Annotated in this window: 21 protein-coding genes and 1 pseudogene; 13 read left to right on the forward strand and 9 right to left on the reverse strand. The window is 71.3% G+C overall.

The features are described from left to right. Positions 1-12: 12 nt before the first annotated feature. Both RISW2_RS23470 and RISW2_RS10115 read right to left on the reverse strand, forming a co-directional pair. Complete coding sequence (locus tag RISW2_RS23470) at positions 13-1,854, reverse strand: NAD-dependent epimerase/dehydratase family protein (protein ID WP_051491921.1); 1,842 nt, start codon at positions 1,852-1,854, stop codon at positions 13-15. Beyond that, positions 1,851-2,954 carry an NAD-dependent epimerase/dehydratase family protein gene (locus RISW2_RS10115; RefSeq protein WP_043770005.1) on the reverse strand — a complete coding sequence of 368 codons (1,104 nt, stop codon included), beginning with the start codon at positions 2,952-2,954 and terminating at the stop codon, positions 1,851-1,853. The genes RISW2_RS23470 and RISW2_RS10115 overlap by 4 nt, the downstream gene beginning before the upstream one ends. A gap of 181 nt (positions 2,955-3,135) precedes the next feature. On the opposite strand from RISW2_RS10115, the gene RISW2_RS10120 reads away from it, so the two are divergent. After that, the gene (locus RISW2_RS10120; protein ID WP_043770008.1) at positions 3,136-4,152 is read left to right on the forward strand and encodes an MDR/zinc-dependent alcohol dehydrogenase-like family protein; all 1,017 of its coding nucleotides are present in this window, start codon (positions 3,136-3,138) and stop codon (positions 4,150-4,152) included. After that, positions 4,143-5,144, forward strand: coding sequence for a Gfo/Idh/MocA family protein (locus RISW2_RS10125; protein WP_043770011.1), 1,002 nt, complete (start codon positions 4,143-4,145; stop codon positions 5,142-5,144). The genes RISW2_RS10120 and RISW2_RS10125 overlap by 10 nt, the downstream gene beginning before the upstream one ends. Here RISW2_RS10125 and RISW2_RS25035 read toward each other — a convergent pair. Continuing rightward, complete coding sequence (locus tag RISW2_RS25035) at positions 5,136-5,912, reverse strand: hypothetical protein (RefSeq protein WP_043770014.1); 777 nt, start codon at positions 5,910-5,912, stop codon at positions 5,136-5,138. The genes RISW2_RS10125 and RISW2_RS25035 overlap by 9 nt on opposite strands. 174 nt (positions 5,913-6,086) lie before the next feature. Here RISW2_RS25035 and RISW2_RS10135 point away from each other — a divergent pair, with 174 nt between their 5' ends. Further along, positions 6,087-7,313, forward strand: coding sequence for a cation:proton antiporter domain-containing protein (locus RISW2_RS10135; RefSeq protein ID WP_043770018.1), 1,227 nt, complete (start codon positions 6,087-6,089; stop codon positions 7,311-7,313). A 99-nt stretch (positions 7,314-7,412) separates the two neighbouring features. Here the strand turns inward: RISW2_RS10135 and RISW2_RS10140 are convergent, their stop codons facing one another. Then, a complete protein-coding gene (locus RISW2_RS10140; RefSeq protein ID WP_043770021.1) occupies positions 7,413-7,913 on the reverse strand; it encodes a YciE/YciF ferroxidase family protein in 501 nt (166 codons plus the stop codon). A 187-nt stretch (positions 7,914-8,100) separates the two neighbouring features. On the opposite strand from RISW2_RS10140, the gene RISW2_RS10145 reads away from it, so the two are divergent. The 7 genes from RISW2_RS10145 to RISW2_RS10175 all read left to right on the forward strand — a co-directional run bounded on the left by RISW2_RS10145 (position 8,101) and on the right by RISW2_RS10175 (position 14,615). Further along, positions 8,101-8,742: an SRPBCC family protein gene (locus tag RISW2_RS10145; RefSeq protein ID WP_084615325.1), complete on the forward strand. Its 642-nt coding sequence runs from the start codon at positions 8,101-8,103 to the stop codon at positions 8,740-8,742. Between the two features lie 32 nt (positions 8,743-8,774). Next, positions 8,775-9,944: a zinc-dependent alcohol dehydrogenase gene (locus tag RISW2_RS10150; protein ID WP_043770024.1), complete on the forward strand. Its 1,170-nt coding sequence runs from the start codon at positions 8,775-8,777 to the stop codon at positions 9,942-9,944. A gap of 21 nt (positions 9,945-9,965) precedes the next feature. Then, a complete protein-coding gene (locus RISW2_RS10155) occupies positions 9,966-10,748 on the forward strand; it encodes an SDR family NAD(P)-dependent oxidoreductase (RefSeq protein WP_043770026.1) in 783 nt (260 codons plus the stop codon). Between the two features lie 50 nt (positions 10,749-10,798). Next, entirely contained in the window at positions 10,799-12,862 is a 2,064-nt protein-coding gene (locus tag RISW2_RS10160) for a catalase (RefSeq protein WP_043770030.1), read from the forward strand. Next, the gene (locus RISW2_RS10165) at positions 12,859-13,212 is read left to right on the forward strand and encodes a hypothetical protein (RefSeq protein ID WP_043770033.1); all 354 of its coding nucleotides are present in this window, start codon (positions 12,859-12,861) and stop codon (positions 13,210-13,212) included. Before RISW2_RS10160 ends, RISW2_RS10165 begins: the two co-directional genes overlap by 4 nt. Before the next feature lie 158 nt (positions 13,213-13,370). Beyond that, a complete protein-coding gene (locus tag RISW2_RS23475; RefSeq protein ID WP_051491922.1) occupies positions 13,371-13,994 on the forward strand; it encodes a BON domain-containing protein in 624 nt (207 codons plus the stop codon). Positions 13,995-14,081: 87 nt separating this feature from the next. Beyond that, positions 14,082-14,615 (forward strand): DUF421 domain-containing protein, encoded by a 534-nt coding sequence (locus RISW2_RS10175; protein ID WP_043770036.1) that lies wholly within the window; start codon positions 14,082-14,084, stop codon positions 14,613-14,615. Here the strand turns inward: RISW2_RS10175 and RISW2_RS10180 are convergent. After that, entirely contained in the window at positions 14,586-15,674 is a 1,089-nt protein-coding gene (locus tag RISW2_RS10180; RefSeq protein WP_051491928.1) for a glycosyltransferase family 4 protein, read from the reverse strand. The two genes, RISW2_RS10175 and RISW2_RS10180, sit on opposite strands and share 30 nt — an antisense overlap. A gap of 320 nt (positions 15,675-15,994) precedes the next feature. Here RISW2_RS10180 and RISW2_RS24535 point away from each other — a divergent pair, with 320 nt between their 5' ends. Further along, positions 15,995-16,171, forward strand: a complete 177-nt coding sequence (locus RISW2_RS24535; RefSeq protein ID WP_156943819.1) for a hypothetical protein — start codon at positions 15,995-15,997, stop codon at positions 16,169-16,171. Between the two features lie 353 nt (positions 16,172-16,524). After that, positions 16,525-17,010, forward strand: a pseudogene (locus RISW2_RS10185) (sigma-70 family RNA polymerase sigma factor); the annotation flags it as partial. A 162-nt stretch (positions 17,011-17,172) separates the two neighbouring features. On the opposite strand, the gene RISW2_RS10190 reads toward RISW2_RS10185, so the two are convergent. From RISW2_RS10190 to RISW2_RS10205, 4 genes are all read right to left on the reverse strand, one after another. Further along, positions 17,173-18,327 (reverse strand): mechanosensitive ion channel family protein, encoded by a 1,155-nt coding sequence (locus RISW2_RS10190; protein WP_084615327.1) that lies wholly within the window; start codon positions 18,325-18,327, stop codon positions 17,173-17,175. A 3-nt stretch (positions 18,328-18,330) separates the two neighbouring features. Continuing rightward, entirely contained in the window at positions 18,331-19,941 is a 1,611-nt protein-coding gene (locus RISW2_RS10195) for a sodium:solute symporter (RefSeq protein WP_043770038.1), read from the reverse strand. Between the two features lie 79 nt (positions 19,942-20,020). Next, the gene (locus RISW2_RS10200) at positions 20,021-21,253 is read right to left on the reverse strand and encodes a cytochrome P450 (protein ID WP_084615328.1); all 1,233 of its coding nucleotides are present in this window, start codon (positions 21,251-21,253) and stop codon (positions 20,021-20,023) included. Then, a complete protein-coding gene (locus RISW2_RS10205; protein WP_043770045.1) occupies positions 21,253-22,101 on the reverse strand; it encodes an SDR family oxidoreductase in 849 nt (282 codons plus the stop codon). Before RISW2_RS10205 ends, RISW2_RS10200 begins: the two co-directional genes overlap by 1 nt. 131 nt (positions 22,102-22,232) lie before the next feature. Between RISW2_RS10205 and RISW2_RS10210 the strand changes: the two genes are divergently transcribed. Beyond that, positions 22,233-22,457, forward strand: coding sequence for a hypothetical protein (locus RISW2_RS10210; RefSeq protein WP_043770048.1), 225 nt, complete (start codon positions 22,233-22,235; stop codon positions 22,455-22,457). Positions 22,458-22,566 lie beyond the last annotated feature (109 nt).

A 22,566-nucleotide genomic window follows, 5' to 3' on the forward strand; every position in this document is an offset into this window, starting at 1 on the left:
GATCCTGCGGCGTCATGCGGTCTTCCGTTCGACGGCTGTCCCGCCGTCTGCCGTGCCGGTGAACCAGGCCGCGAGCCGGGCGAGGCCATCGCGCCAGCCGGTCGCGGCGGCCCATCCGGTGGCCGCCCCGAGCCGGGCGCAGTCCGACACGAACCAGGGCTGGTCGCCCGGCCGCCACGGCGCGTGGCGCACGTCGACCGTCCGGCCCGTGACCGCCTCGATCTCGCGCAGGAGCGCGAGCAGGCTCACGGCGTTTGCCGGACCGCCGCCCAGGTTGAACGCCTTCCCCGAGACCGCGTCGATCCGGTCGAGCACGCGGCGATAGGCATCGACCGCATCGTCCACGTAGAGCACGTCGCGCACCTGCCGGCCCGACCCGAAGAGCGTGATCGGCCCGTTCTCGAGCGCGCGCAGCAGGAAATGCGCGACCCAGCCCTGGTCCTCGGTGCCGAACTGGTTCGGCCCGTAGACGCAGCTCATCCGCAGGACCGCCGTGCGCAGCCCGTAGCTGCGCGCGAAGTCCAGCACGTACTGGTCGGCGACACCCTTCGAACATCCGTAGGGCGTGGCAAGCGACAGCTCCGCATCCTCGCCGATGCCGCGGCGGGCGAGATCCGCGTCGCGGGGTGCGCAGGCGTCGCCGTCCTCGGCCACCTCGACGGCCTCGAGCCGGCCGTAGACCTTGTTGGTGCTGGCGAAGACCAGCGGCACGCCGGGATTGTCCCGGCGCATCGCCTCGAGCAGCAGCAGCGTGCCGCGCGCGTTCACGTCGAAATCGCGGATCGGCGCGGTCATGGACGTGGTCACCGCCGTCTGGCCCGCGAGGTGCACGATCGCACCGGCATCGCGGACCGCCTCGGTCAGCGGCTGGCGGTCGAGCAGCGATTGCGGCACGACGTGCAGCCGGTCGCGGTGCCGCGCGGCGAGCCCGTCGAGGTTCCGCACGACGCCCGCCCGTTCGAGGTTGTCGTAGACCACGACGTCGTGGCCGTCCGACAGGAAGCTCTCGGCGAGGTTGCTGCCGATGAAGCCGCTGCCGCCGGTGACGAGCACCGGGCGCGCACGGCGGATCGTGCGCGGCGCGGCCATCTCCGACAGGCTGCGGACCCGCTCCGGCCCGCCCTCGGCGAGGAGCCGCGCGACGAGCGTGCGGTCGGGGTTGGCGTCGGCCCCGGCTTCCGCGGCGCCGCGCCAGTAGAGCCGGTCAGCACCGGCATCGCGCGCGGCGCAGAAATGGCGCAGACCGGACGCCGCGGTCGCCTCGCGCGGTGCCGCGGCATCGGTGATCCAGACGCCGGTTCCGGCCTTGAGCGCCGCGATCTCGACCCGGGCCTCGGCGACCCGCGCCAGCCAGTCGGGATCGGAGCGCCCCGGCGTCTCGAGCGCCACCGCGTCCACGCGCGCCAGCACACCGGCCGCCTGCAGGCGCCTCAGCCTGTCCGCCCGCGCGGTGCCGGGTCCGCCCAGCACCGGCGCGATGCCGATCGCGCGCATCCGGTCGGTCGCGGCGTCGAGCGCGGCCAGGAGACGCGAGTCGCCCGCGCCGTCCCAGCCGAGGCAGCGCAGCTCGATCCGCCGCACGGCGTCGCCGCAGAGCGCGATCAGGCGGTCGAGCGCGCGGGCACAGTCCACGTCCGCGCAGGCATCGCCTGCGGCCGCGATGTCGAGCGCGGGCAGCACCTCGAAGCGGTCGGCCAGACGGGTCAGCGCGTCCCTGAGCCGCGTGCGGTCCCCGGGCTCCGCCAGGTCGGCGGCGGTCAGCGGGACGCGGAATGCGGTCGCGCCGGTGGCGGCGATCGCCGCGTCGGAGACGTCGCAGACCCGCGCCGCCGGACAGGAGAGGCCGAAGATCATGCCATCAGCCCCCGTGCCTCGAGTTCCGCGCGCATCTGCGCCCCGCGGTCCTCGGCACCCGCTGACGCCACCCAGGCGGCGAAAGGGACGAGCGAGTCCTCGAGCCGGTGGCGCGGCACGAAGCCGAGCTGCGCCCGGGCCCGGCTGATGTCGGCAAAGCAGTTGCGGATGTCGCCCTTGCGGACCTTGCCGAGGATCTCGGGCGTGATGTCCGGCCGGTTCATCGCGGCCGCCAGCCGGCGCGCCACCTCGGAGATGCCGTAGGCCTCGCCCGAACCCACGTTGAACACCCGCCCCGCGGCATCGCCGCTCTGAAGCGCCAGGCGGAAGGCGCGGGCCACGTCCTCCACGTGCACGAAGTCGCGGCGCTGCTCGCCATCCTCGAAGATCGTCGGGCGCTGGCCGTTGGCGATGCGCGCGGCAAAGTTCGCGAGCACGCCGGTATAGGGGTTCGACAGCGCCTGCCCGGCGCCGAAGACGTTGAAGAGGCGCAGCGCCACCGCGTCGACGCCGTAGGTCTCGCCGAAGATCAGCACCGCGCGTTCCTGCGTGAACTTCGTCAGCGCGTAGATCGAGGCGAGGTCGACGGGCTTCGTCTCGTCGGTCGGGACCGGCTGCAGCGCGACGCCGTCCCGGTGGGGCTCCCACCGGCCAAGCGCCGCGTCCTCGGGCCGGCGGCGCGCATCTGGCACGGGCGTGCCGTCCTTGGCGACATAAAGCCCCTCTCCGTAGACGCTCATCGAGGAGGCGAGCACGATGCGGCCGATCTCGTGGCGCGCGGCCGCCTCGAGCAGGACCGCGGTGCCGAGGTCGTTCACGCCCACGTAGCGGGCGATCTCGTACATCGACTGCCCGACGCCCACCTCGGCGGCGAGGTGCACGATCCGGTCGACCCCCGGCAGCGCCGAGTCGAGCGCGTCTGCATCTCGGACGTCGCCGCGGATCACCCGCGCGCCCTCGGGACTCTCGGCCCCGGAGCCGCCATGGACCTGGTCGATCAGGGCGTCGTAGAGGACCACGTCGTCGCCCGCCGCCAGGAGCTCGCGGGCGACGTGCCGCCCGATGAAGCCGCATCCTCCGGTGATCAAAGTGGTCGGCATTGCGCCCCCTTGCATGTCCTTGGTCAGGTGAGCGCCCAGAACAGCATCTTCACGCTTATGTTCCAGCTGCTGCCGCTCGCCCGCGGAACCCCGCCCGCCGGGAACATCTTCCGGAAGATCCTGTTCTCACGCCCCGAAGCACGGGCGTCCCCGCCCGAGAGATTTCCGACGGAGTGACGCGATGAACGATCCCGGCCCGGCCCTTCTCGGGGGCGACAGACATCCCGCGGCGGAGGGAACCCCACGAGCGGCCCGCCTCCTCGCACCCGGCCAGATCGGGATCGGCCCGATCGAGATTCGCGCGCCCGACCGGGGCGAGGTGCGCATCCGGCTCGAGGGCACGGGGGTCTGCGCCTCGAATCTCGGGCCATGGGCAGGCGGACCCGGCACCGGCTTTCCGACCGATCCGGGCGCGCCCGGCCACGAGGGCTGGGGCGTCGTCGAGGCGGTCGGCGCGGACGTCGACACCCTGCGCACGGGCCAGCGTGTCGCGTTCCTGGGCGGGGCGAGCTATGCCACGCACGAGACAGTGCCGGCCGGCAACGCCGTGGTCCTGCCGCCCGAACTCGACGGCCAGCCCTTCCCGGGAGAGCCCATCGGCTGCGCCATGAACATCTTCCGCCGCAGCCGGATCGCCGCCGGCGACGACGTGGCGATCGTCGGCATCGGGTTCCTAGGTGCGCTCCTGACCCGGCTCGCCAGCGCGGCGGGGGCGCGCGTGACCGCGATCTCGCGCCGGCAATCCTCGCTGGAGCTTGCCCGCGAGATGGGCGCGGCCGAGGCCCTGCCCCTCGGCGACGCGCGGGACATCGTGGGGCACGTGAGTGACCGCACGCGCGGCCGGCTTTGCGACGTGGCGATCGAGGCGGTGGGGGCACAGGCGCCGCTCGACCTCGCCGCCGACCTCGTGCGCGAGGGCGGGCGGCTCGTCATCGCGGGCTACCACCAGGACGGGCCGCGCCAGGTGAACATGCAGCTCTGGAACTGGCGCGGCTTCGACGCGATCAATGCGCACGAACGCGACCTGTCGGTGCAGCTCGACGGGATCCGCCGCGGCATCGCGGCGACGCTCGAGGGGCGCATCGATCCGGGGCGGCTCCTGACCCACACCTACCCGCTCGAGGATCTGGACCGCGCGCTCAACGACACCCGCGACAAGCCCGGCGCCTTCGTCAAGGCGGTGATCGCGTGCCGCTGAGCCCGCCGCGGCCGCGGCTCGGCTTCGCCGGGCTTGGCTGGATCGGGCGCATGCGGCTTGCCGCGCTGGCCGAAACGGACGCGGCCGAGATCGCCGCGCTCTGCGAGCCCGACCCGGAAAGCCGTGCCGCCGCGGCAGCGATCGCGCCCGGGGCGGCCACGTGCGCAACGCTCGAGGAGATGGCGGCAGGCGATCTCGACGGCATCGTGATCGCGACCCCCTCGGCCCTGCATGCCGCGCAGTCGATCGCGGTGCTCGAGGCCGGCAAGGCGGTGTTCTGCCAGAAGCCGCTCGCGCGTGACGCGGCCGAGACCAGCCGCGTGATCGACGCCGCGCGCCGCGCCGACAGGTGCATCGGCGTCGATTTCAGCTACCGGTACGCGGCGGCCTTCGGCGCGGTCAGGACGCTTGTGTCCGAGGGTGCGCTCGGCCGCGTCCACGCGGTCGACCTGACCTTCCACAATGCCTATGGCCCCGACAAGGCGTGGTACCGGCAGGCCGAGCTTGCGGGCGGCGGCTGCCTCATGGACCTCGGCACGCATCTCGTCGATTACGGGCTTACGCTTCTCGGGGACGCGCCGCTGCGCTGCCGCGCGGCGCACCTGTCTGCCGGGGGACGGAAGGCCGCACCGGGCGCGGTCGAGGATTTCGCGGCAGCGATGCTGGCGACCGACGACGACCGGCTGGTGCGGCTCGCCTGTTCGTGGACCCTGCCGGCGGGCCGCGAGGCGGTCATCGCGGCGGAGGTCTACGGCGACCGGGGCGGCGCGGCGCTGCGCAATGTCGAGGGCTCATTCTTCGACTTCGTCGCCGACCGCTTCGACGGCACCCGGTCCGAACGGATCGCCGAGCCCCCCGATCCGTGGGGCGGGCGGGCCCTCGCCGCCTGGGCGCGGGTGGTGGGACGCGACCCGCGTTTCGACCCGGCCGCGTGCCATGCCGTGCAGGTGGCCGAAACGCTCGACGCGATCTACGCCGCGGCGTCAGCCTAGCGCCGCGCGGTCCGGCGCCTGCCACGGGGCCGGGCCGAACAGGTCCTCCGACAGCGTGCACATCTCGTCGTCGATGAGCGCCGCCCATTCGGAATCGTCCGCATAGGCCCGCCAGCGGTCGCCGGTCGGCATCTGACCCGCCCGCCCGTCGTAGAGGAGGCCGTCGAAGGAGCTGCCGCCCGCGGTCGCCGCGACCTCGTCGAGCCCGGCATCGCAGGGCGAGAGCCCGAGCGCGCGGGCAAGTGCCGCCCGGTACGCCGGTTCGCGGCACCAGCGGTTGTAGAGCACGACCACGAGGTCCGGCACCTTGCGCCCGCGCCCGAGTGCCGCGCGCGCGTGCTGCTTCCACATGCGGCGGCTGACATGCGGGGACAGCGCCGCGCCCATGCGCAGCCGGCTGGCGAACAGGTTGAACGGGTCGCGAAGCACGAGCAGCCGGACCCGCCGCCGCGAGGGCCCGAGCCAGGCGTCGTGGTGCCGCTCGAGCTTGTCGCTGAAGGCATGCGCGAGCCAGCTGTCCTCGTAGCTGTGGTAGAGCAGGCGCCGCGACCGCGACCGGTGCGCGAGGTCCGCGCGGCCGGCGGCATCGACCGCCCGCCAGACCGGTCCCCCGGTCATCAGCGGACGCGCCGACAGGAACGGGTCGGTCTTGCCCTCGGCGCAGTTCAGGAGAAGCTTCGGCGCTTCGGCCTGCCGGAAAATCCAGTTCGCGATGGCGTGGTTCCCGCTCCGCGACATGCCAAGCGCCTGGATCTCGAGCTCGTTCATGCAGTCCTCCGCTGTCAGGTCCGGCGCGCGGGCAGCCGTCCCGCACGCCCGCGGGGGAACATCCCGGCCCGGGATTTGTTCGCGCCCGCCCCGCGGACGGGGCGCGCGCAGGCGGTCGGGGAACATGCCGGGCCGCGCGCTGTTCCGGCCGGCGACAGCCACCGGAGCTCGCCCATGGACCAGATCACCCTCGCGCTCGCGCTCGTCGGCCTCGTGGTCGTGTGCCTCGGCCTCGTCTCTGCCCGGGTGGAGACGCTGCCGGTGTCGAAGCCGCTTCTCGCGCTCGGGGCGGGCATCGCCGTCGGGCCGGTGGGGCTCGGAGTCCTGCGGCCCGGGGAGTGGGCGGAGGGCCACACGATCCTGCGCGAGGCCGCGCGCTACACGCTCGCGATCTCCGTCTTCGGGATCGCGCTCCGGACGCCGCCCGGCAATTACCGCCGGCTGCTGCGCCCGGTGGCGCTGCTTCTGAGCGTCGGCATGCTGGTGATGTGGCTCGTCTCGGCGGGACTCGGCTGGGCGGTGCTCGGCCTCTCGCCCATGTCGGCGCTCCTCGTCGGCGCGGTCCTGACGCCGACCGACCCGGTCGTGTCCTCGTCGATCGTCACCGGCGGCGCGGCGACGCGGAGCCTGCCCGACCGCCTGCGCTCCACCCTCTCGCTCGAGGCCGGGACCAATGACGGGCTCGCCTATCCGTTCGTGCTGCTGCCGCTCGCCTTTCTCGACCCGCCGGACGGGATGGCCCCGCTCGCGCACTGGCTGCTCGACGCGGTCCTGCGCGGCGTGGGGCTGGCCGTGATCGTGGGCGCGGTGATCGGCATGCTGGCGGCCCGGGCGCTCCGCGTCTCGGACGATCGCGGCTGGATCGAGGAACAGTCGCTCCTCAGCATGTCGATCGCGCTGTCGCTCGGGGTGCTCGCCACGGTGCACCTGATAGGGTCGGACGGCATCCTCGCGGCTTTCGCCGCCGGCGCCACGTTCAACCTCGGGATCGCGACCTCCGAGGAGTTCGAGACCGAGGACGTGCAGGAAGCGATCAGCCGCCTGTTCAACCTGCCGATCTTCGTGCTCTTCGGCGCGGTCCTGCCGTGGTCGGACTGGGCGGCGCTCGGCTGGGCCGGGGCGGGCCTCGCGCTCGCAGTGCTCCTGCTGCGCCGGCCGCTTGCCCTCGCCGCCACGGCGCCGTTCGCGGGGGCCATGGTCGAGCGTCGCGACGCGGTCTTCATGGGCTGGTTCGGGCCGCTCGGGGTCGCCGCGATCTTCTATGCGCTGCATGCCGAGCACCGCCTCGGCGATCCGCAGGCCTGGCACGTGACGAGCCTGGCCGTCGCGCTCTCGATCGCGCTCCACGGGATCACGGCGGCCTGGGGCATGCGGCGCTACCGCACACGGACGCCGTCCTGACGACCCACACGCCCTGCCGGACCGAAAAGCCCCGGCGGACCAGCCGCCGGGGCGTCGGGCGCCGCCCCGGCGGACGGCACCCGGTCGTCCTTCGTCGCCTCAGGCGGCAGCGTTCAGGCGGTCAAGCGCCACCTTGTTCAGCTTGGCGTCGGCCTCCTTCTCCTCGTCGAGCGTCGCCTCGAGGATCTTCGCGCTCTCGGAATGACCGAGCTGGCGCGCCCAGGCGACAAGGCTGCCGTAGCGGCTCATCTCGTAGTGCTCGACCGCCTGCGCGGCGGCGGCAAGCGCGGCATCGAGCGTCTGGCTGTCGGCGATCTCGTCCGAGATCTCCTCCGCCTCCTCGATGATGCCGTCGATGGCCGGGCAGGTCACGCCCGAGGCCTTCTCGCCGATATGCTCGAAGACCTGGTCGAGCCGCGCGACATGCTCGTGCGTCTCCTCGAGATGCGAGCGGAACGCCTGCCGCAGGCCGTCGTCCGACGCCTTGTCCGCCATCTTGGGCAGCGCCTTCTCGATCTGTTTCTCCGCGTAATAGATGTCGCGGAGCGTGTGCAGGAAGAGGCCGTCCAGGCTTTCGATATCCTTGGAAAGCAGTGCCATGGTCCATGTCCTTTCACGGTGGATGTGACAGGCCGCCGAACAGCGCCCCCGCGCCAATGTTCCCGGGCCCCCGCACGGGTCCCGCCCCCGGCGCCGGCCGCGTCGGCCGGGCCGGCGGACCGCCGCCTGCGGTCTGGAACATTCCGGGCCCGGCGCGGTTGCGGCGGGCCAGACAAGGAAGGATGTCATGTCACTTCGCTCAAGACTTCCCGCCCGACGGGAGCCCGCGCGCGGCGCGGTCGCAGGCCCCGCGCTCCTCGCCGGTGCCACGCTTCTCGGGATCGGGCTTGCCCTCTACTGGCGCAACCGGTTCGACGGACGGGGCAGCCGCGACAGCGCCCCGGGTCACACCGCGCGGCGCAGCCGGTTCGGCGGGTACACCGTGATCGGCCGCTCGGTCACCATCCACGCCGACCGCGGCTCGCTCTACGACCAGTGGCGCGACTTCGGGAACCTGCCCCGCTTCATGGAGAACGTGAAGGCGGTCCGGACCGAGGGCGACGTCAGCACCTGGACCATCGCCGCGCCCCGCGGGTCGGTCACCGTGAAGACGCGGATCGTCTCGGACCGCCCGGGCGAGGAGATCGCCTGGCGCTCGACCGAGGATTCCGACATCGACACCGAGGGTAAGGTGTCCTTCCGCGACGCGCCGGGCGGCCGGGGCACCGTGGTCGAGGCGCGCATCGCCTACCGCCAGCCCGGGGGCGCGGTCGGCCGCGGTGCCGCGTTCCTGACCGGCACCGACCCGCGCCAGCAGGCGCGGCGCGATCTCAAGCGCTTCAAGATGCTGATGGAGACGGGCGAGGTCACCTCCTCGCGGCTCCGCTGACGCCCTGACCGACCTGATCCACGGAGGCCGCCATGCGTGCCCTGACCTACCATTCCAAACACGACGTGCGCGTCGACACCGTGCCCGATCCCGAGCTCGTCAATCCGCGCGACGCCATCATCGAGGTGACGGCGACGGCGATCTGCGGGTCGGACCTGCACCTTTACGACGGGGTGATCCCGGGCGTCATGTCCGGCGACATCCTCGGCCACGAGTTCATGGGCCGCGTCGTCGACGCAGGCCCCGGCAGCACGCTCGAGAAGGGCCAGCGGGTGGTCGTGCCCTTCACCATCTCGTGCGGGCAATGTTTCCACTGCCTGCGCGCGCAGTATTCCGCCTGCGACAACTCGAACCCGGCCGAGAACCAGGACCTGACCGAACCGCTCTACGGCCAGGCGCTGAGCGGTCTCTTCGGCTACTCGCACCTGACCGGCGGCTATCCCGGCGGCCAGGCGGAATATGTCCGCGTGCCCTATTCCGATATCGGGCCCATCGTCATTCCCGACGGGCTCGAGGACGAGGAGGTGCTGTTCCTCTCCGACATCCTGCCGACGGGATGGATGGCCGCGGACAATTGCGACATCGAGCCCGGCGACACCGTCGCGGTGTGGGGCTGCGGCCCGGTCGGCCTGTTCGCGATCCAGAGCGCGAAGCTCATGGGGGCCGCGGAGGTCATCGCGATCGACCACTACCCCAACCGGCTCGACCTCGCGCGCAAGCTCGGCGCCAAGGTCATCGACTACCGCACGACCCGCGTGCTCGAGGCGTTGACCGAGATGACGGGCGGCATCGGCCCGGACGCCGTGATCGACGCGGTCGGCATGGAGAGCCACGGGCTCGCGCCGGACAACATCGCCGACACGGTCAAGCAGAAGGTCGGCTTCGGCGCCGATCGCGGCCACGCCCTGCGCGAGGCGATCATGGCCTGCCGCAAGGGCGGCCGGGTGTCGATGCCGGGCGTCTATGGCGGCTTTCTCGACAAGTTCCCGCTCGGCGCCTTCATGGAGAAGGGCCTGCAGATGCGCACCGGGCAGACCCACGTGCAGAAATATTCCAAGGACCTGCTGCACCGCATCCGCGAGGGCGAGATCGACACGACTTTCCTGATCTCGCACCGCCTGCCGCTCGAGCAGGCGGCCGAGGGCTACGCCAACTTCCACTCGAACCAGGACGACTGGACCAAGGTCGTCCTGAGACCCTGATCCCGTCCGGAGGAGTACCCCATGTCACTGGAGTCCCCGCTTGCCGTCGTCACCGGCGCCTCGAGCGGCATCGGCCGAGAACTCGCCCGGCTCTGCGCCGACGACGTCAAGACGCTGATCCTGACGGCGGACGAGCCCGACCTTTCGGACCTCGCGATCGAGCTCGACCGCGCGGGCGTGAACGTCGAGGTGGTGAAGGCCGACCTCGGCACGCCGCCCGGCGTGCAGCAACTGCTCGACCGCGTGGGCGACCGCCCCATCGACTGCTTCATGGCGAATGCTGGCGTCGGGCTTGGCCACGCCTTCGTCGAGCAGGACCTGGGCGACATCCGGCGGGTCATCAACGTGAACGTCACCGGCACGACGATGCTGCTGCACGAGATCGCCCGGCGCATGCGCGACCGCGGCACCGGACGGATCCTCGTGACGGGATCCATCGCGGGCCTGATGCCCGGCAGCTACCAGGCGGTCTACAACGCCACCAAGGCCTATCTCGACAGCCTGAGCTACGCGGTGCGCAACGAGCTGCAGGGCAGCGGCGTCACCATCACCTGCCTGATGCCCGGCCCGACCGAGACCGAGTTCTTCGACCGCGCCGACATGCAGGACACGCCCGTCGGCCAGTCCGACAGCAAGGACGATCCGGCCATGGTCGCGCGCGAGGGCTACGCCGCGATGAAGAAGGGCCAGAGCGGCGTCGTCACTGGCTTCATGAACAAGGTCCAGGCGACCTTTGCCGGGCTCATCCCCGACACCGTGCTCGCGCGGATGCACCGCCGCATGGCCGAACCCGAAGACGGCTGAGGGCGGGCCGCGACGGCCCGTCCCAGATTTCCAACCAGAGGAACGAGTAGATGTCCGAAGATGATGGCCGCGACCGGATCGGCGACGGCGGTGAGACCCACCAGAGGGCCGGCGGCGCACGCCCGGCGATGACCACCGACCAGGGCGCCCCGGTCGGCGACAACCAGAATTCCCTCAAGGCGGGACGCCGCGGGCCGACACTGCTCGAGGATCACCAGTTCCGCGAGAAGATGTTCCACTTCGACCACGAGCGCATCCCCGAGCGCGTGGTCCATGCCCGAGGCTACGGCGCGCACGGCTTCTTCGAGACCTACGAGTCGCTTGCGGACATCACCTGCGCCGACCTCTTCCAGCGCGCGGGCGAGCGCACCGAGGCCTTCGTGCGCTTCTCGACCGTCGCCGGCAACATGGGGTCGCCGGACCTCGCGCGGGACGTGCGCGGCTTCGCGGTCAAGCTCTACACAAAGGAAGGCAACTGGGACCTCGTGGGCAACAACATCCCGGTCTTCTTCATCCAGGACGCGATCAAGTTTCCCGACCTGATCCACGCCGCAAAGCAGGAGCCCGACCGGGGCTTCCCGCAGGCGCAGACGGCGCACAACAACTTCTGGGACTTCATCTCGCTCAGCCCCGAGGCGACGCACATGGTCATGTGGATCATGTCGGACCGCGCCATCCCCCGCTCGTTCCGCTTCATGGAAGGTTTCGGGGTGCACAGCTTCCGGCTGGTGGACGCCGAGGGGCGCGCGCGCTTCGTCAAGTTCCACTGGAAGCCCAAGGCGGGCCTGCAATCGGTCACCTGGGACGAGGCGATGAAGATCAACGGCGCCGATCCCGACTATCACCGCCGGGACCTCTGGGACGCGATCCAGTCGGGCGCCTTCCCGGAATGGGAGCTGGGCCTCCAGGTCTTCGACGAGGACTTCGCCGAACGTTTTCCCTTCGACGTGCTCGACGCCACCAAGATCGTGCCCGAGGAAGAGGTGCCGGTGCGCCGCGTCGGGCGGCTGGTGCTCGACCGCATGGTCGACAACTTCTTCGCCGAGACGGAACAGGTCGCCTTCCACACCGGCAACGTGGTGCCAGGCATCGACTTCTCCGAGGACCCGCTGCTGCAGGGGCGCAACTTCTCGTATCTCGACACGCAGCTGAAGCGGCTCGGCAGCCCGAACTTCACCCACCTGCCGGTGAACGCCCCGCGCTGCCCGGTCCACAATTTCAACCAGGACGGCCACATGGCGATGCGCAACCCGAAGGGCCGCGCGAACTACGAGCCGAATTCGTGGTCGGCAGAGGCCGCGGGCCCGCGCGAGACCGGCGAAGGCTTCGCCTCGACGCCGGTGCCGATCGCCGGGCGAAAGGAACGTGCCCGCGCGGACACCTTCGCCGACCATTACAGCCAGGCACGGCAGTTCTACCGCAGCCAGACCCCGGTCGAGCAGTCCCACATCACCGAGGCGCTGGTCTTCGAGCTGTCGAAGGTCGACGTGCCGCAGATCCGCAGCCGCATGCTGTCGCATCTCCTCCACGTGGACGAGACGCTGGCCGACGGTGTCGCGGACGGCCTCGGGATGCCGCTGCCCGACCCTGCGCGTCCCGCGCGCACGCCCGACACGACGCTCGCCGAAAGCCCGGCGCTGTCGATCCTGCGCAACGGGCCCGACAGCTTTGCCGGCCGCAGGCTGGGCCTGCTGGTGACGGACGGCGCCGACGCGTCCGCGGTGGACCGGCTGATGCAGGCGGCGGGCGGCATGTCCGTCACCGTGACGGTGGTTGCGCCGCGCATAGGCGGCGTCACGGCGTCCGACGGCAGCACCATCGCCGCGGACGAGAAGATCGACGGCGCGCCCTCGGTCCTCTTCGACGCGGTGGCGGTGATCGCGTCCGAGGAGGGCGCGCAGGCGCTTGCGCGGACGCACGCGGGTCGCACCTGGCTCGCCGACGCCTTCGCGCACGGCAAGTTCATCTACCACGACGCGGGCGCCGCGCCGCTGCTGCCGCCGAGCGCGATCGACAGCCCGGACGAGGGCATGTTCGACGCCGCCGGCACCGCTCCCGAGGGGTTCCTCGACGCCTGCGCGCGCCTGCGCCACTGGGACAGGATCGCCTCATGACCGACCGCAGATCGCCCGCGGACGCGCCCACCTCGGACCGCCTGCGCAAGGACATCGACGAAGGGCGCACCGGCGACAAGATCGGCTTTCCCGATCCCGCCGCGGCGCCGCTCGGCACCGACGACGAGGCGGCCGGGAGCGCGCCCACGCCCGAGCAGCTGCAGCACGCCGCCGACATGGAGGCCGGGCGGATCCCCGAGGCGCGGGACTCCTCCGTGGACCGCCGCCCGATCTCGGGCGGCGAGGGCACGCCGCCCCGCCACGTCCAGACCACGCTGAAGGTGGCCGCGGCGGTGGTCGCGGTACTCGTGGCCGGCTGGCTGCTCTGGCGCGCGATTTCCGGAACCTGATCCGGGAACATCGGCGCCGGGCCGCTGTTACCGGTGTCGATCGAAGACGGCAGGTGCCCGGGACGGACACAAGGAACGCCCCCCGGGCCCGCCCACGCGATCACCCGACGACGCACCGGCCGGCCGACCTGCTGCCGGACACGCGAAAGGACACCGAGATGGCCGAGAGACCGAAATTCAGGGGCTGGCCCGACGAGCAGGCCGACCCCGACCGCGGCTTCCGCCAGGGTCACGACGATGGCCGCGCGCCCCGTCGCGGCGACGCCTCGGACCGCGCGGGCGCCGCGACGCAGGACGACGTCCGGGCGCGGCGGCAGGACGCCGACGACGACCGGCGCGCCGCCGCATCTCCTGAAACGGTGGCCTGGCCTTGGGCCGGGCGGCTCGACGAACGCACCCGGCAGCGGCCGGAACGGCCGTTCATCGACCGCGCGCGCGACGAGGTCGCGTCCTGGGTCGGCGACGATGCCGCCGCGCGGCGGCGCCAGCGCGACTATACCGGCGTCGGACCGCGCAACTACCGCCGGTCCGACACCCGGATCGAGGAGGACGTCAACGACGACCTGACCGCCGATCCGCTGCTCGACGCCTCGCACATCGAGGTGACGGTGCGCGACCGCGAGGTGACGCTCGACGGGTTCGTCGCCGACCGGCAGGCCAAGCGCCGCGCCGAGGACTGCGCCGACTTCGTCGCCGGCGTCGTCCACGTTCAGAACAATCTCAGGATAAGGGGTCCTTCCTCCGAAGGATCCGAGGCGTTCGCTCCGGGCACATCACCCTGATCCCCTGGCTTGGAGTGGACCTCCGGCCCGCGCAGTTTGCATCCCGCCGGTGCGCGCGGGCCGGAGCGCAACATTTTCCGTGTGCTCATGCCGCATGACCTTCTTCTCGACGACGCCGCGGGCCTGCTGCGGACGCTGATCGTCGGCCCCCTGGCCTACGCGTTCCTCGTCGCGGCCCTGCGCGTGTCGGGCAAGCGCACGCTGGCCAAGCTCAACGCCTTCGACCTCGTGGTCACGGTGGCGCTCGGCTCGACGCTCGCCTCGGTCCTGACATCCGAGAACGCGGCGTTCGCCGAGGCCGCGGTCGCCTTCCTCACCCTCATCGGGCTGCAGTGGATCGTGGCGACCGCCTCCGTGCGCTGGCGCGGCTTCGCGCGCACGGTCCGGTCCGATCCGACGCTGCTCATGCGGTCGGGCGAGATCTGCGAGGATGCGCTGCGGCGCGAGCGGATCACCCGTGCCGAGCTGATGACGGTGATCCGCACCAGCGACACGAACGATCCGCGCAACGTGGCCGCGGTGATCCTCGAAAGCGACGGATCGTTCAGCGTGATCCCGGAACCCGAGGGGCCCGGGTCCGCGGACTACCCGCTACCCGGCGCGGGCGCCCGCGGTACCTGAACCCCGGCCTGCCTGCGGCCAGAGCAGATCCTCGATCGCGTCGAGTTGCGCCGCGCGGCTGAAGCGCGCCGCCCGCTCCGCCGCGTGGGCACCCATGGCACGGGCCAGCCCCGGATCGCCGCGCACCTCGGAGATGCGCGCGACCAGCGCGTCCGGGTCGCGCGGGTCGAAGAACAGCGCGACACCATCCCAGAGCTCGCGGAAGGTCGCGATGTCCGACAGGACGAGCGGCGCGCCGCCGCTCGCCGCCTCGAGCACCGCGAGCCCGAAAGGTTCGTAATGGGACGCCGAGACGAAGACCTCGGCCTCGGACACCATCCGGCGGGCGGCGCGCGCGGGCAGGTTTCCCACCGCCTGCGCATGCCGGATCTGCGCCACCGACCCCTCCGGCCCGCGCACCGCGCCGAGCAGCGTCACCGGCACGTCGAGCTCCGCCGCCGCAAGGTCGAGGCAGCGCGCGTTCTTGGCGAGGTCCCACCAGCGGCCGGCGGCGATCACGCCCGACCGCGTGGCGGCGGGCGCCTCGGGCGCCACGGTGGCGTTCCACACCGCGGCGATCCCGTCGAGGCCCGGATAGGTGCGCGCCAGCGCATCGGCATGGCTGCGCGAGGGTGCCAGCACCACGTCCGCACGCTCGAGCCCCGCGCGAGTCAGCGCGGACAGCCATGCGACCGGGCCCGGCACCGGTTCGTCGAGGACCTCGGCGTACCACGTGCCGAGGCAGGAATGGGACATGGCGATCACGGTGGGGTCGCCGGGGATCCGGGGCAGGTCTGCGGCCTGGCTCGGCACGTTCAGCCACACATGGGTCGCACCGCGCCGCGCGGCCTCGGTCGCGATCCAGTGGCCGACGCCCGCAAGCTCCTCCGGCACCGCCGCCATCCAGTCAAGCGGCTCGGGCGCCCAGACCAGCGTCGCCACGCGTTCCGCCTCGGCCCGCTGCTCGGGCACGGGTTCGGGGCCGAAGCCCGCCAGCACGACCTCGGCGCCGCGGGCCTGGAACCCCTCCGCCAGGTCGACCGAGTGGCGCCAGACGCCACCCACGGCGTCGAGCGTCATCAGGATCCGCGCGCCCCTCACGCCGGGGCCCGTCCGTGTTGCCCAGGTGCATCCATCTGTCTGCCTGCCCTTGATATTGAAGAGAGCCGCGGGAACACCGCCGTTGCGAACATGTTCCCGGATCGCGAGACGGCGCGGCGGCAGCGTTCGCGGCGATCGGCCGCATCCGGGCCAAATGTCCGGTTTATGCGGGAAAATGCGTGTTGCTTTCTTACGTGTTCGTGAACCCCGGTGGGAAACATGACGCTTTCGGAGTAGTTCACTTCTGACGCAGGATGTAGGCAGCCGACGACAGCCCGCAGGACCCGAGGAGCCGGATCTTGAAGACACCGAACACACCGCCCGGCGCCGCGATGCGCGACGAGACCGAAAAGCTGCACGACCAGATGGATGCCGCGCTGGCGCGGCAGCTGCAGCGGATCGAGAACGAGGAGACGCCCGAACACCTCCTGGCACTCGCCCGCGAGTTGCAGGAGCTGCTGCGCGGCAAATCGTGACTCTTCGAGGAACATCTAACTTCACGGGTCGTTGATCCTGTGACCGAGGCCGTCCCGGCGTCGGTGGACGCGAGGATCACGACATGTCCGATGCCGGAACGCTGCACGATCATCCGCAGGCCTTCCCGTCATCCGCTGCCTCGCGTCGCCGAGCCGACGCCCCATATCTTCCCCTAGACTGCGCCCTTGCCGCGCGGCCCGCCGGGTCGTGGGCCGGTGCGCGCCTGCACCCTCGGTCCCTGCCCCGCGACATCGCAGGTTCGTCGCGGAGCCACCTGTGAGCGTACCAAGTGCAGACATCCGCCGGGCCGTTCCGCGGAACGCCCGGCCATCAACGACCAGGGGGCCGACACATGTTTGACCAAAGCGAGATACTGGACGCGACGCAGACGGTGGAATGGATCCCGGCGCTGCGGGCCTATGCCCGGACGCTGGTGCGCAACGACGCCGATGCCGACGACCTCGTCCAGGAGACGCTCACCAAGGCGATCCGCAACCGCGAGAAGTTCAAGGCCGGCACCAACCTGCGCGCCTGGCTCTTCGCGATCATGCGCAACACCTTTTACAACAACATCAAGCGCTCCCGCCGCGAGGTGACGGGCTCGGCCGACTGCGTGTCCGGCACCGTGTCCTCGCCGGCGACGCAGGAATGGTCGCTGCGCGGCCGCGAGATGCTGGCCGCCATCGACCGGCTGCCCACGCATTACCGCGAGATGCTCATCCTCGTCGTGATGTTGGGCGAGACCTACGAACGCGCGGCAGAGATCTGCGGCTGCACCATGGGCACCGTGAAGAGCCGCGTGAACCGCGCCCGCAACATGGTCGCGCGTGAACTCGACCGCGAGGTGCCGCCCGCGCCGGCCGAGGCCGCCGCACCCGCGGAACCGCCCCGCCGGGCCGTGCGCGCCACCGCGCGCAGCGGCAGACGCGCCGCAGATGCCTCGGCCCAGAAGCCACGACGATCAGGACCGCGCGGCTCGTAGGCCGCGCGACCCACGCGGTCACTGCCCGTCCCCGTCCGGTCCGGTCTCCTGCCCGGGACGCGGCGGTTCGGCGGCCCGCCTCTCCGCCGGCTCGGGCGTCGGGCTCAGTTCGCCCCGCAGGCGCGGCAGCGCCTCGGGATGTTCCCGCTGGAGCCAGTCCAGCATCTTTTCCCGCACCTCGCAGCGCAGGTCCCAGTTCAGCGGCGAGGTCCGCGCGCTCATCAGGCCGCGCAGGTGGATCGTGTCCTTGTCGGTGCCCACGACCTGCAGCACCTTGACCTTGCCGTCCCAGAGCGCCGAAGCCTCGACCACCTCCTCGAGCTTGGCGCGCATCTCGGCCACCGGCAGCGTATAGTCCGCGTACCAGTAGACCGAGCCGATGATCGACGCGGTCTCGCGCGTCCAGTTCTGGAACGGGTTCTCGATGAAATAGGACAGCGGCACCACCATCCGCCGCCAGTCCCAGAGCCGCACGACCACGTAGGTCGCGAAGATCTCCTCGACCCAGCCCCACTCGTTCTCCACGATCACCACGTCCTCGAGCCGGATGGGCTGGGTGATGGCGATCTGGATGCCGGCAATCAGGTTCGACAGGACGGGCCGCGCCGCAAGCCCGAGGACCAGCCCCGCCGCCCCCGCCGAGGCGAAGAGGCTCACACCGTAGCGCCTAACGCTCTCGAAGGTCATGAGCGCGACCGCGACGGTGACCATGCCGAGCAGGATCTCGATCGCGCGCCGCAGCACGCGGACCTGGGTCACGCGCTTGCGCGCCATCAGGTTGTCCTCGAGGTCGAGCCGCTGGCGCTGCAGGGACCGCTCGGTGACGAAGTTCGTGATCAGGATCAGCGTCCAGCCGATCAGCAGGATCACGAGGACGAGCACCGCGTGCCAGATAGCGCCGCCCAGATCCGGCGCCATCGACACCTGCGGCAGCGTCAGGAGGAGCGCCGTCAGCAGCGCCACCAGCCGCAGCGGGCGCCGCGCCCGCCGCAGGAGCGCGGCGCGCATGTCGCGCCGACCGTCGATCCGCGTGAGCGCCATCCGGAACGCGAGGCGGTGGAGGGCGAGCGCGATCGCCACCGCGAGGGCGACCTGCGCCAGGGGCAGCACCACGTCCGGGGCGCGATCGAGCGCGGCGGCGAGCCGCGCCCACAGGTCGCGGGCGGACTCCATGGCCTACCAGAACCAGGCGATGGTGCCGGCAAGCGCAAGGATCAGGACCCCCGACCAGATCGTGCGGTCGCGCCAGAGCGGGCGTTCCCAGCGGGTGAAGACGTGCACGAATTCCTCGCGCGACCAGACGAGCTCGTCGACATGCTTGCGTTCCTCGGGCGTCGTGCGTGTCGCGGCCGAGAGGCCCACATGCAGCACGATGCCCGCGAACATCATGACCGTGGACATGATGGTGTAGTGGATCGCCGGCAGGCCCGCCGCCTCCCAGACGCCGGTGACTTCCTTGGCGAGGAAGAGCGGGATGCCCACCACGAGGCCGAAGACGATGGTCCAGAAGGCGCCCGTCCCGTTCAGCCACGGCACGAAGAGGCCGAGGATGTAGACCACGACGATGGTCGGGATGATGTAGCTCAGCGACGACTGGAAGTAGCTGAAGAGGCTCTCGAACGAGCCGATGAAGGGCGAGTAGACCGCGCCGAAGACCATCACCACGCCGGTCACGATGCGGCCGATGCCGACCATGCGTCCCTCGCTGATCCCGGGCCGGAAGGGCTGGACGAAATCCTTGACCACCAGCGTCGAGGCCGAGTTCAGCGCGGAATCGAGCGAGGACATGATCGCCGCAATCAGCGCCGCCATGATGAGCCCGCGCAGGCCCACCGGCATCAGGTCGAAGGCGAGCGAGGGAAAGGCCAGGTCCGGCGTCTCGAGGTCGGGATAGAGCTGCAGCGCGATGATGCCCGGCAGGATCATGAGGAAGAGGTTGGGAAGTTTCAGGAAACCGGCAAAGAGCGCACCGGTCTGCCCCTCGCGCAGGTTCTTGGCGCCGAGGGTGCGCTGCACGACGAACTGGTTGATCGTCCAGTAGTAGAAGCCGAGCAGCACCACGCCCCAGAGGCCGGTCCACGGCAGGAACTCGTCGTCCGCCGACAGGATCAGGTGCTGCTTGCGCTCGGGGATGCCTTCCCACAGCTGCGACCAGCCGCCGATCTCGTTCAGACCGATCCAGAACAGGGCCGCGGCACCGCAGATCAGGAGGACCGCCTGCACCGTGTCGGTCACCACCACCGCCGAGAGCCCGCCGAGAATGGTGTAGAGACCCGCGACCAGCGCAAGCACGGCGACCGCGGTCCAGATGTTGAGATACTCGGTCACGTTCGAGATCACGAGCCCGCCGGCGTAGAGCGCGCCCGCGGTGTCGATGAACATGATGGCGAGGATGGTGAAGAGCGAGAAGGCCCGCCGCGACCGCACGTCGTAGCGGTACTCGAGATATTCGGGCACCGTGCCGATCTTGGCCCGCAGGTAGGAGGGCAGGATGAAGATCGCAAAGAGGATCAGCACGAAGGCGGCCGTCCACTCGTAGTTGAAGATCGACACGCCGTTCGAGTAGGCGCCCCCCATCAGCCCGACAAAGCTCGACCCCGACATGTTCGAGGCAAAGAGCGAGAAGCCGATCAGGTACCAGGGCAGCGAACGGCCGGCGAGGAAGTAGTCGTCCGACCCGCCCTTGAGCTTGCGCGAGACGTAGACACCGTGGGCGATGATGCCCACGAAGTAGACGGCGACCACCGTGAAGTCGATCCAGCTTAGCTCGAATTGCGCGTTGCCCATGGAGTCGCTCCTGCGGTTGCTGCGGTCCGCCGGAACAAGACGATCACATCATTGTTCCAGCGGATCGGCCGCCGCGCGGTCACGGACGCGGCGCGGTCGCGGCCGCGAGGCCGCTCAGGCGCACGCCGCTGGCGGGCTGCGCGGGCATCCGCGACAGCGACACCGACAGGTCCTGCGGAGGTGCCGTCCAGTCGACGCGGCGGCAGAGCACGCGCAGTGCCGCCACGATCAGCGCGACGCTGACAGGGTCTCCCGGGCAGCGGTGGGTGGTGGACACCACGCCCCCGCCCTGCGGCACGAAGCTGTCGTCGCCCGCCCGCCAGTCGAGGTCACGATCTGGGCGGAAAGCCTGCGGATCGGGAAAGCGCGCGGGGTCCTGCATCGTGCCCCAGAGGTCGGCCAGCACCCATTGGCCGGGCGCGAGCGTGAGCCCCTCGTGCACGACAGGTTCGGTGGCGATGGCCCCGATCAGCGGAAAGAACGGCGCGGTGCGGCGGATCTCCTCCGCAAAGCGGCGCAGGCCCTCGTCGTCCGCGACCGCGAGCCGCTCGCGCCAGACCGGGTCGATCACCAGCCGCCGCGCGGCGAAGGCCATGTAGCGGCCGATGGCGGTCACCGGGCGGAGGAGGTTCAGGATCTCGACCACCGCCACGTCGCGCGGCAGGGGGCGTCCGTCCTCGACGAAGGCCGCGATGCGGCCCGCGGGACTGTCGGGCGGCACGCCCGCGTCGAGCGCGGCGGCCACGCGGCGCTCGGCGCGCCGCCGGCGCCCGAGCGCGCGCAGAAGCTCCGGACCGACCCGGCCGGCACGGTCCACCATGAGGAAGAGATCGCGCCGGAACCGCGGGTCGCCCGAGAGGTCGCGCCCGAGGCCCGCCCATCGCGCCGCGACCGTCGCCAGCGCGTAGCTTGCGGAGTGGAGCACGCAGGTCTCCCGCTCGCGCAGGAGCCGCGCGGTCCAGTCCTCCTCGAACCGCGCCGCGAGCGCGGCCGCGGCGCCGCCCGACCCAAGCATGTCCCAGAACAGCGCCTTGCGGCGGTGGTGCGCCGCGCCGTCGAGGGTCTGGATGCTGCCCTCGTCCTGCAGCAGGTGCAGGACGCTCCGGGGCATCGCGCCGCGCCGGGTCAGCCCGGGCGCGCCGTAGAGAAGCCGCACGCCGCGCGGCCCGGTCAGGCACACCGCGTCGCGCAGCATGATCCGGGTGCGGAACGCGTCCGTCCCGAGCCGCGCGCAGCGGTTGGGGATGAACGCGTAGCCTTCGCGCAGGAAGGCGAGCGTGGCGTCGCCCCGCCCTGCGCGCTGCGGTTCCATCATATCATCGGCTCACCGCCGGTGACCGCCACGGTCGCGCCCGCGGTGTAGCTCGAGGCCGGGTCGGCCAGCATCACGTAGGCGCTGGCAAGCTCCGCGGGCTGCGCAGGTCGGCCCATGGGCTTGCTCTTGCCGAAATTCTCGACATCCGGCAGCGTCGAGGGGATGAGCGGCGTCCAGACCGGGCCCGGCGCCACGCAGTTGACCCGGATACCGCGCGGCGCGAGCATCTGGGCGAGCCCCGCGGTGAAGTTCTGGATCGCGCCCTTGGTGGTCGCGTAGGCCAGAAGGCCCGGGTTCGGGCTGTCCGAGTTGATCGAGGCGGTGTTGATGATGGACCCGCCATCGGACATGAGCGGCGCCGCGGCCTTGCACAGGTAGAACATCGCGTGGATGTTCGTGCGGAACGTCGCATCCCATTCCTCGTTCGAGATGTCCTCGAACGCGTCGAAATGCGCCTGGTGGGCGGCGTTGTTCACGAGGATGTCGAGCCGGCCGAAGGCCTCGTGCGCGTCCCGCACCAGGCTGCGGCAATGCGCCGGATCCTGGATGTCGCCCGGCACCACGTAGCCGCGCCGCCCGGCGCCCTCGACCAGCGACAGGGTCGCCTGCGCGTCCTCGGTCTCGTCGAGATACGAGATCATCACGTCGGCGCCCTCGCGCGCGTATGCCAGCGCCACGGCGCGGCCGATGCCGCTGTCGCCGCCGGTGATGAGGGCCGCCATGCCCTCGAGACGGCCCGAGCCGCGATAGCTCTCCTCGCCGTGGTCCGGCTGGGGCGACATGGCGCCGGTATGGCCGGGCATCGGCTGCTCTTGCGGATCGAACGGGGGTGTGCGGTCGGTCATCTTGGTCTCCTTCCGATTTTCCAGCGAACAAGACGCGCGCCGCGATGTTCCCGGGGAAGGCCGCGCCGATCCTCGGCCGGCAAGGCGCCGCCCGCCCGGCGGCGCGGACACGACACGCAAAGGAGCGATCCATGCCGCAATGCGACCAGTGCGGAAACGACTACGCCAACCTCATGACGATCGAGAAGAACGGGCAGCGCTACGGCTTCGACTGCTTCGAATGCGCGATCGAGAAGATGGCGCCGCGATGTGCCGTCTGCTCGACCCGCGTGATCGGACACGGGATGGAAACCGACGACGCGATCTATTGCTGCGACCACTGCGCGCGGCGCGCCGGCGCGGACGCGCGCGCCTGACGCGCCCGCCCGGCACGGCCGGGTCAACCAGAACGTACACTGCGCGGAAACAATTCCGACCGCCGAATGTTTACGGCGGTCGGCCCGCCCCTCAGGATGCACACGGGAA

It is taken from the genome of Roseivivax isoporae LMG 25204 (assembly GCF_000521865.1).
Taxonomy (GTDB): Bacteria; Pseudomonadota; Alphaproteobacteria; order Rhodobacterales; family Rhodobacteraceae; genus Roseivivax; species Roseivivax isoporae.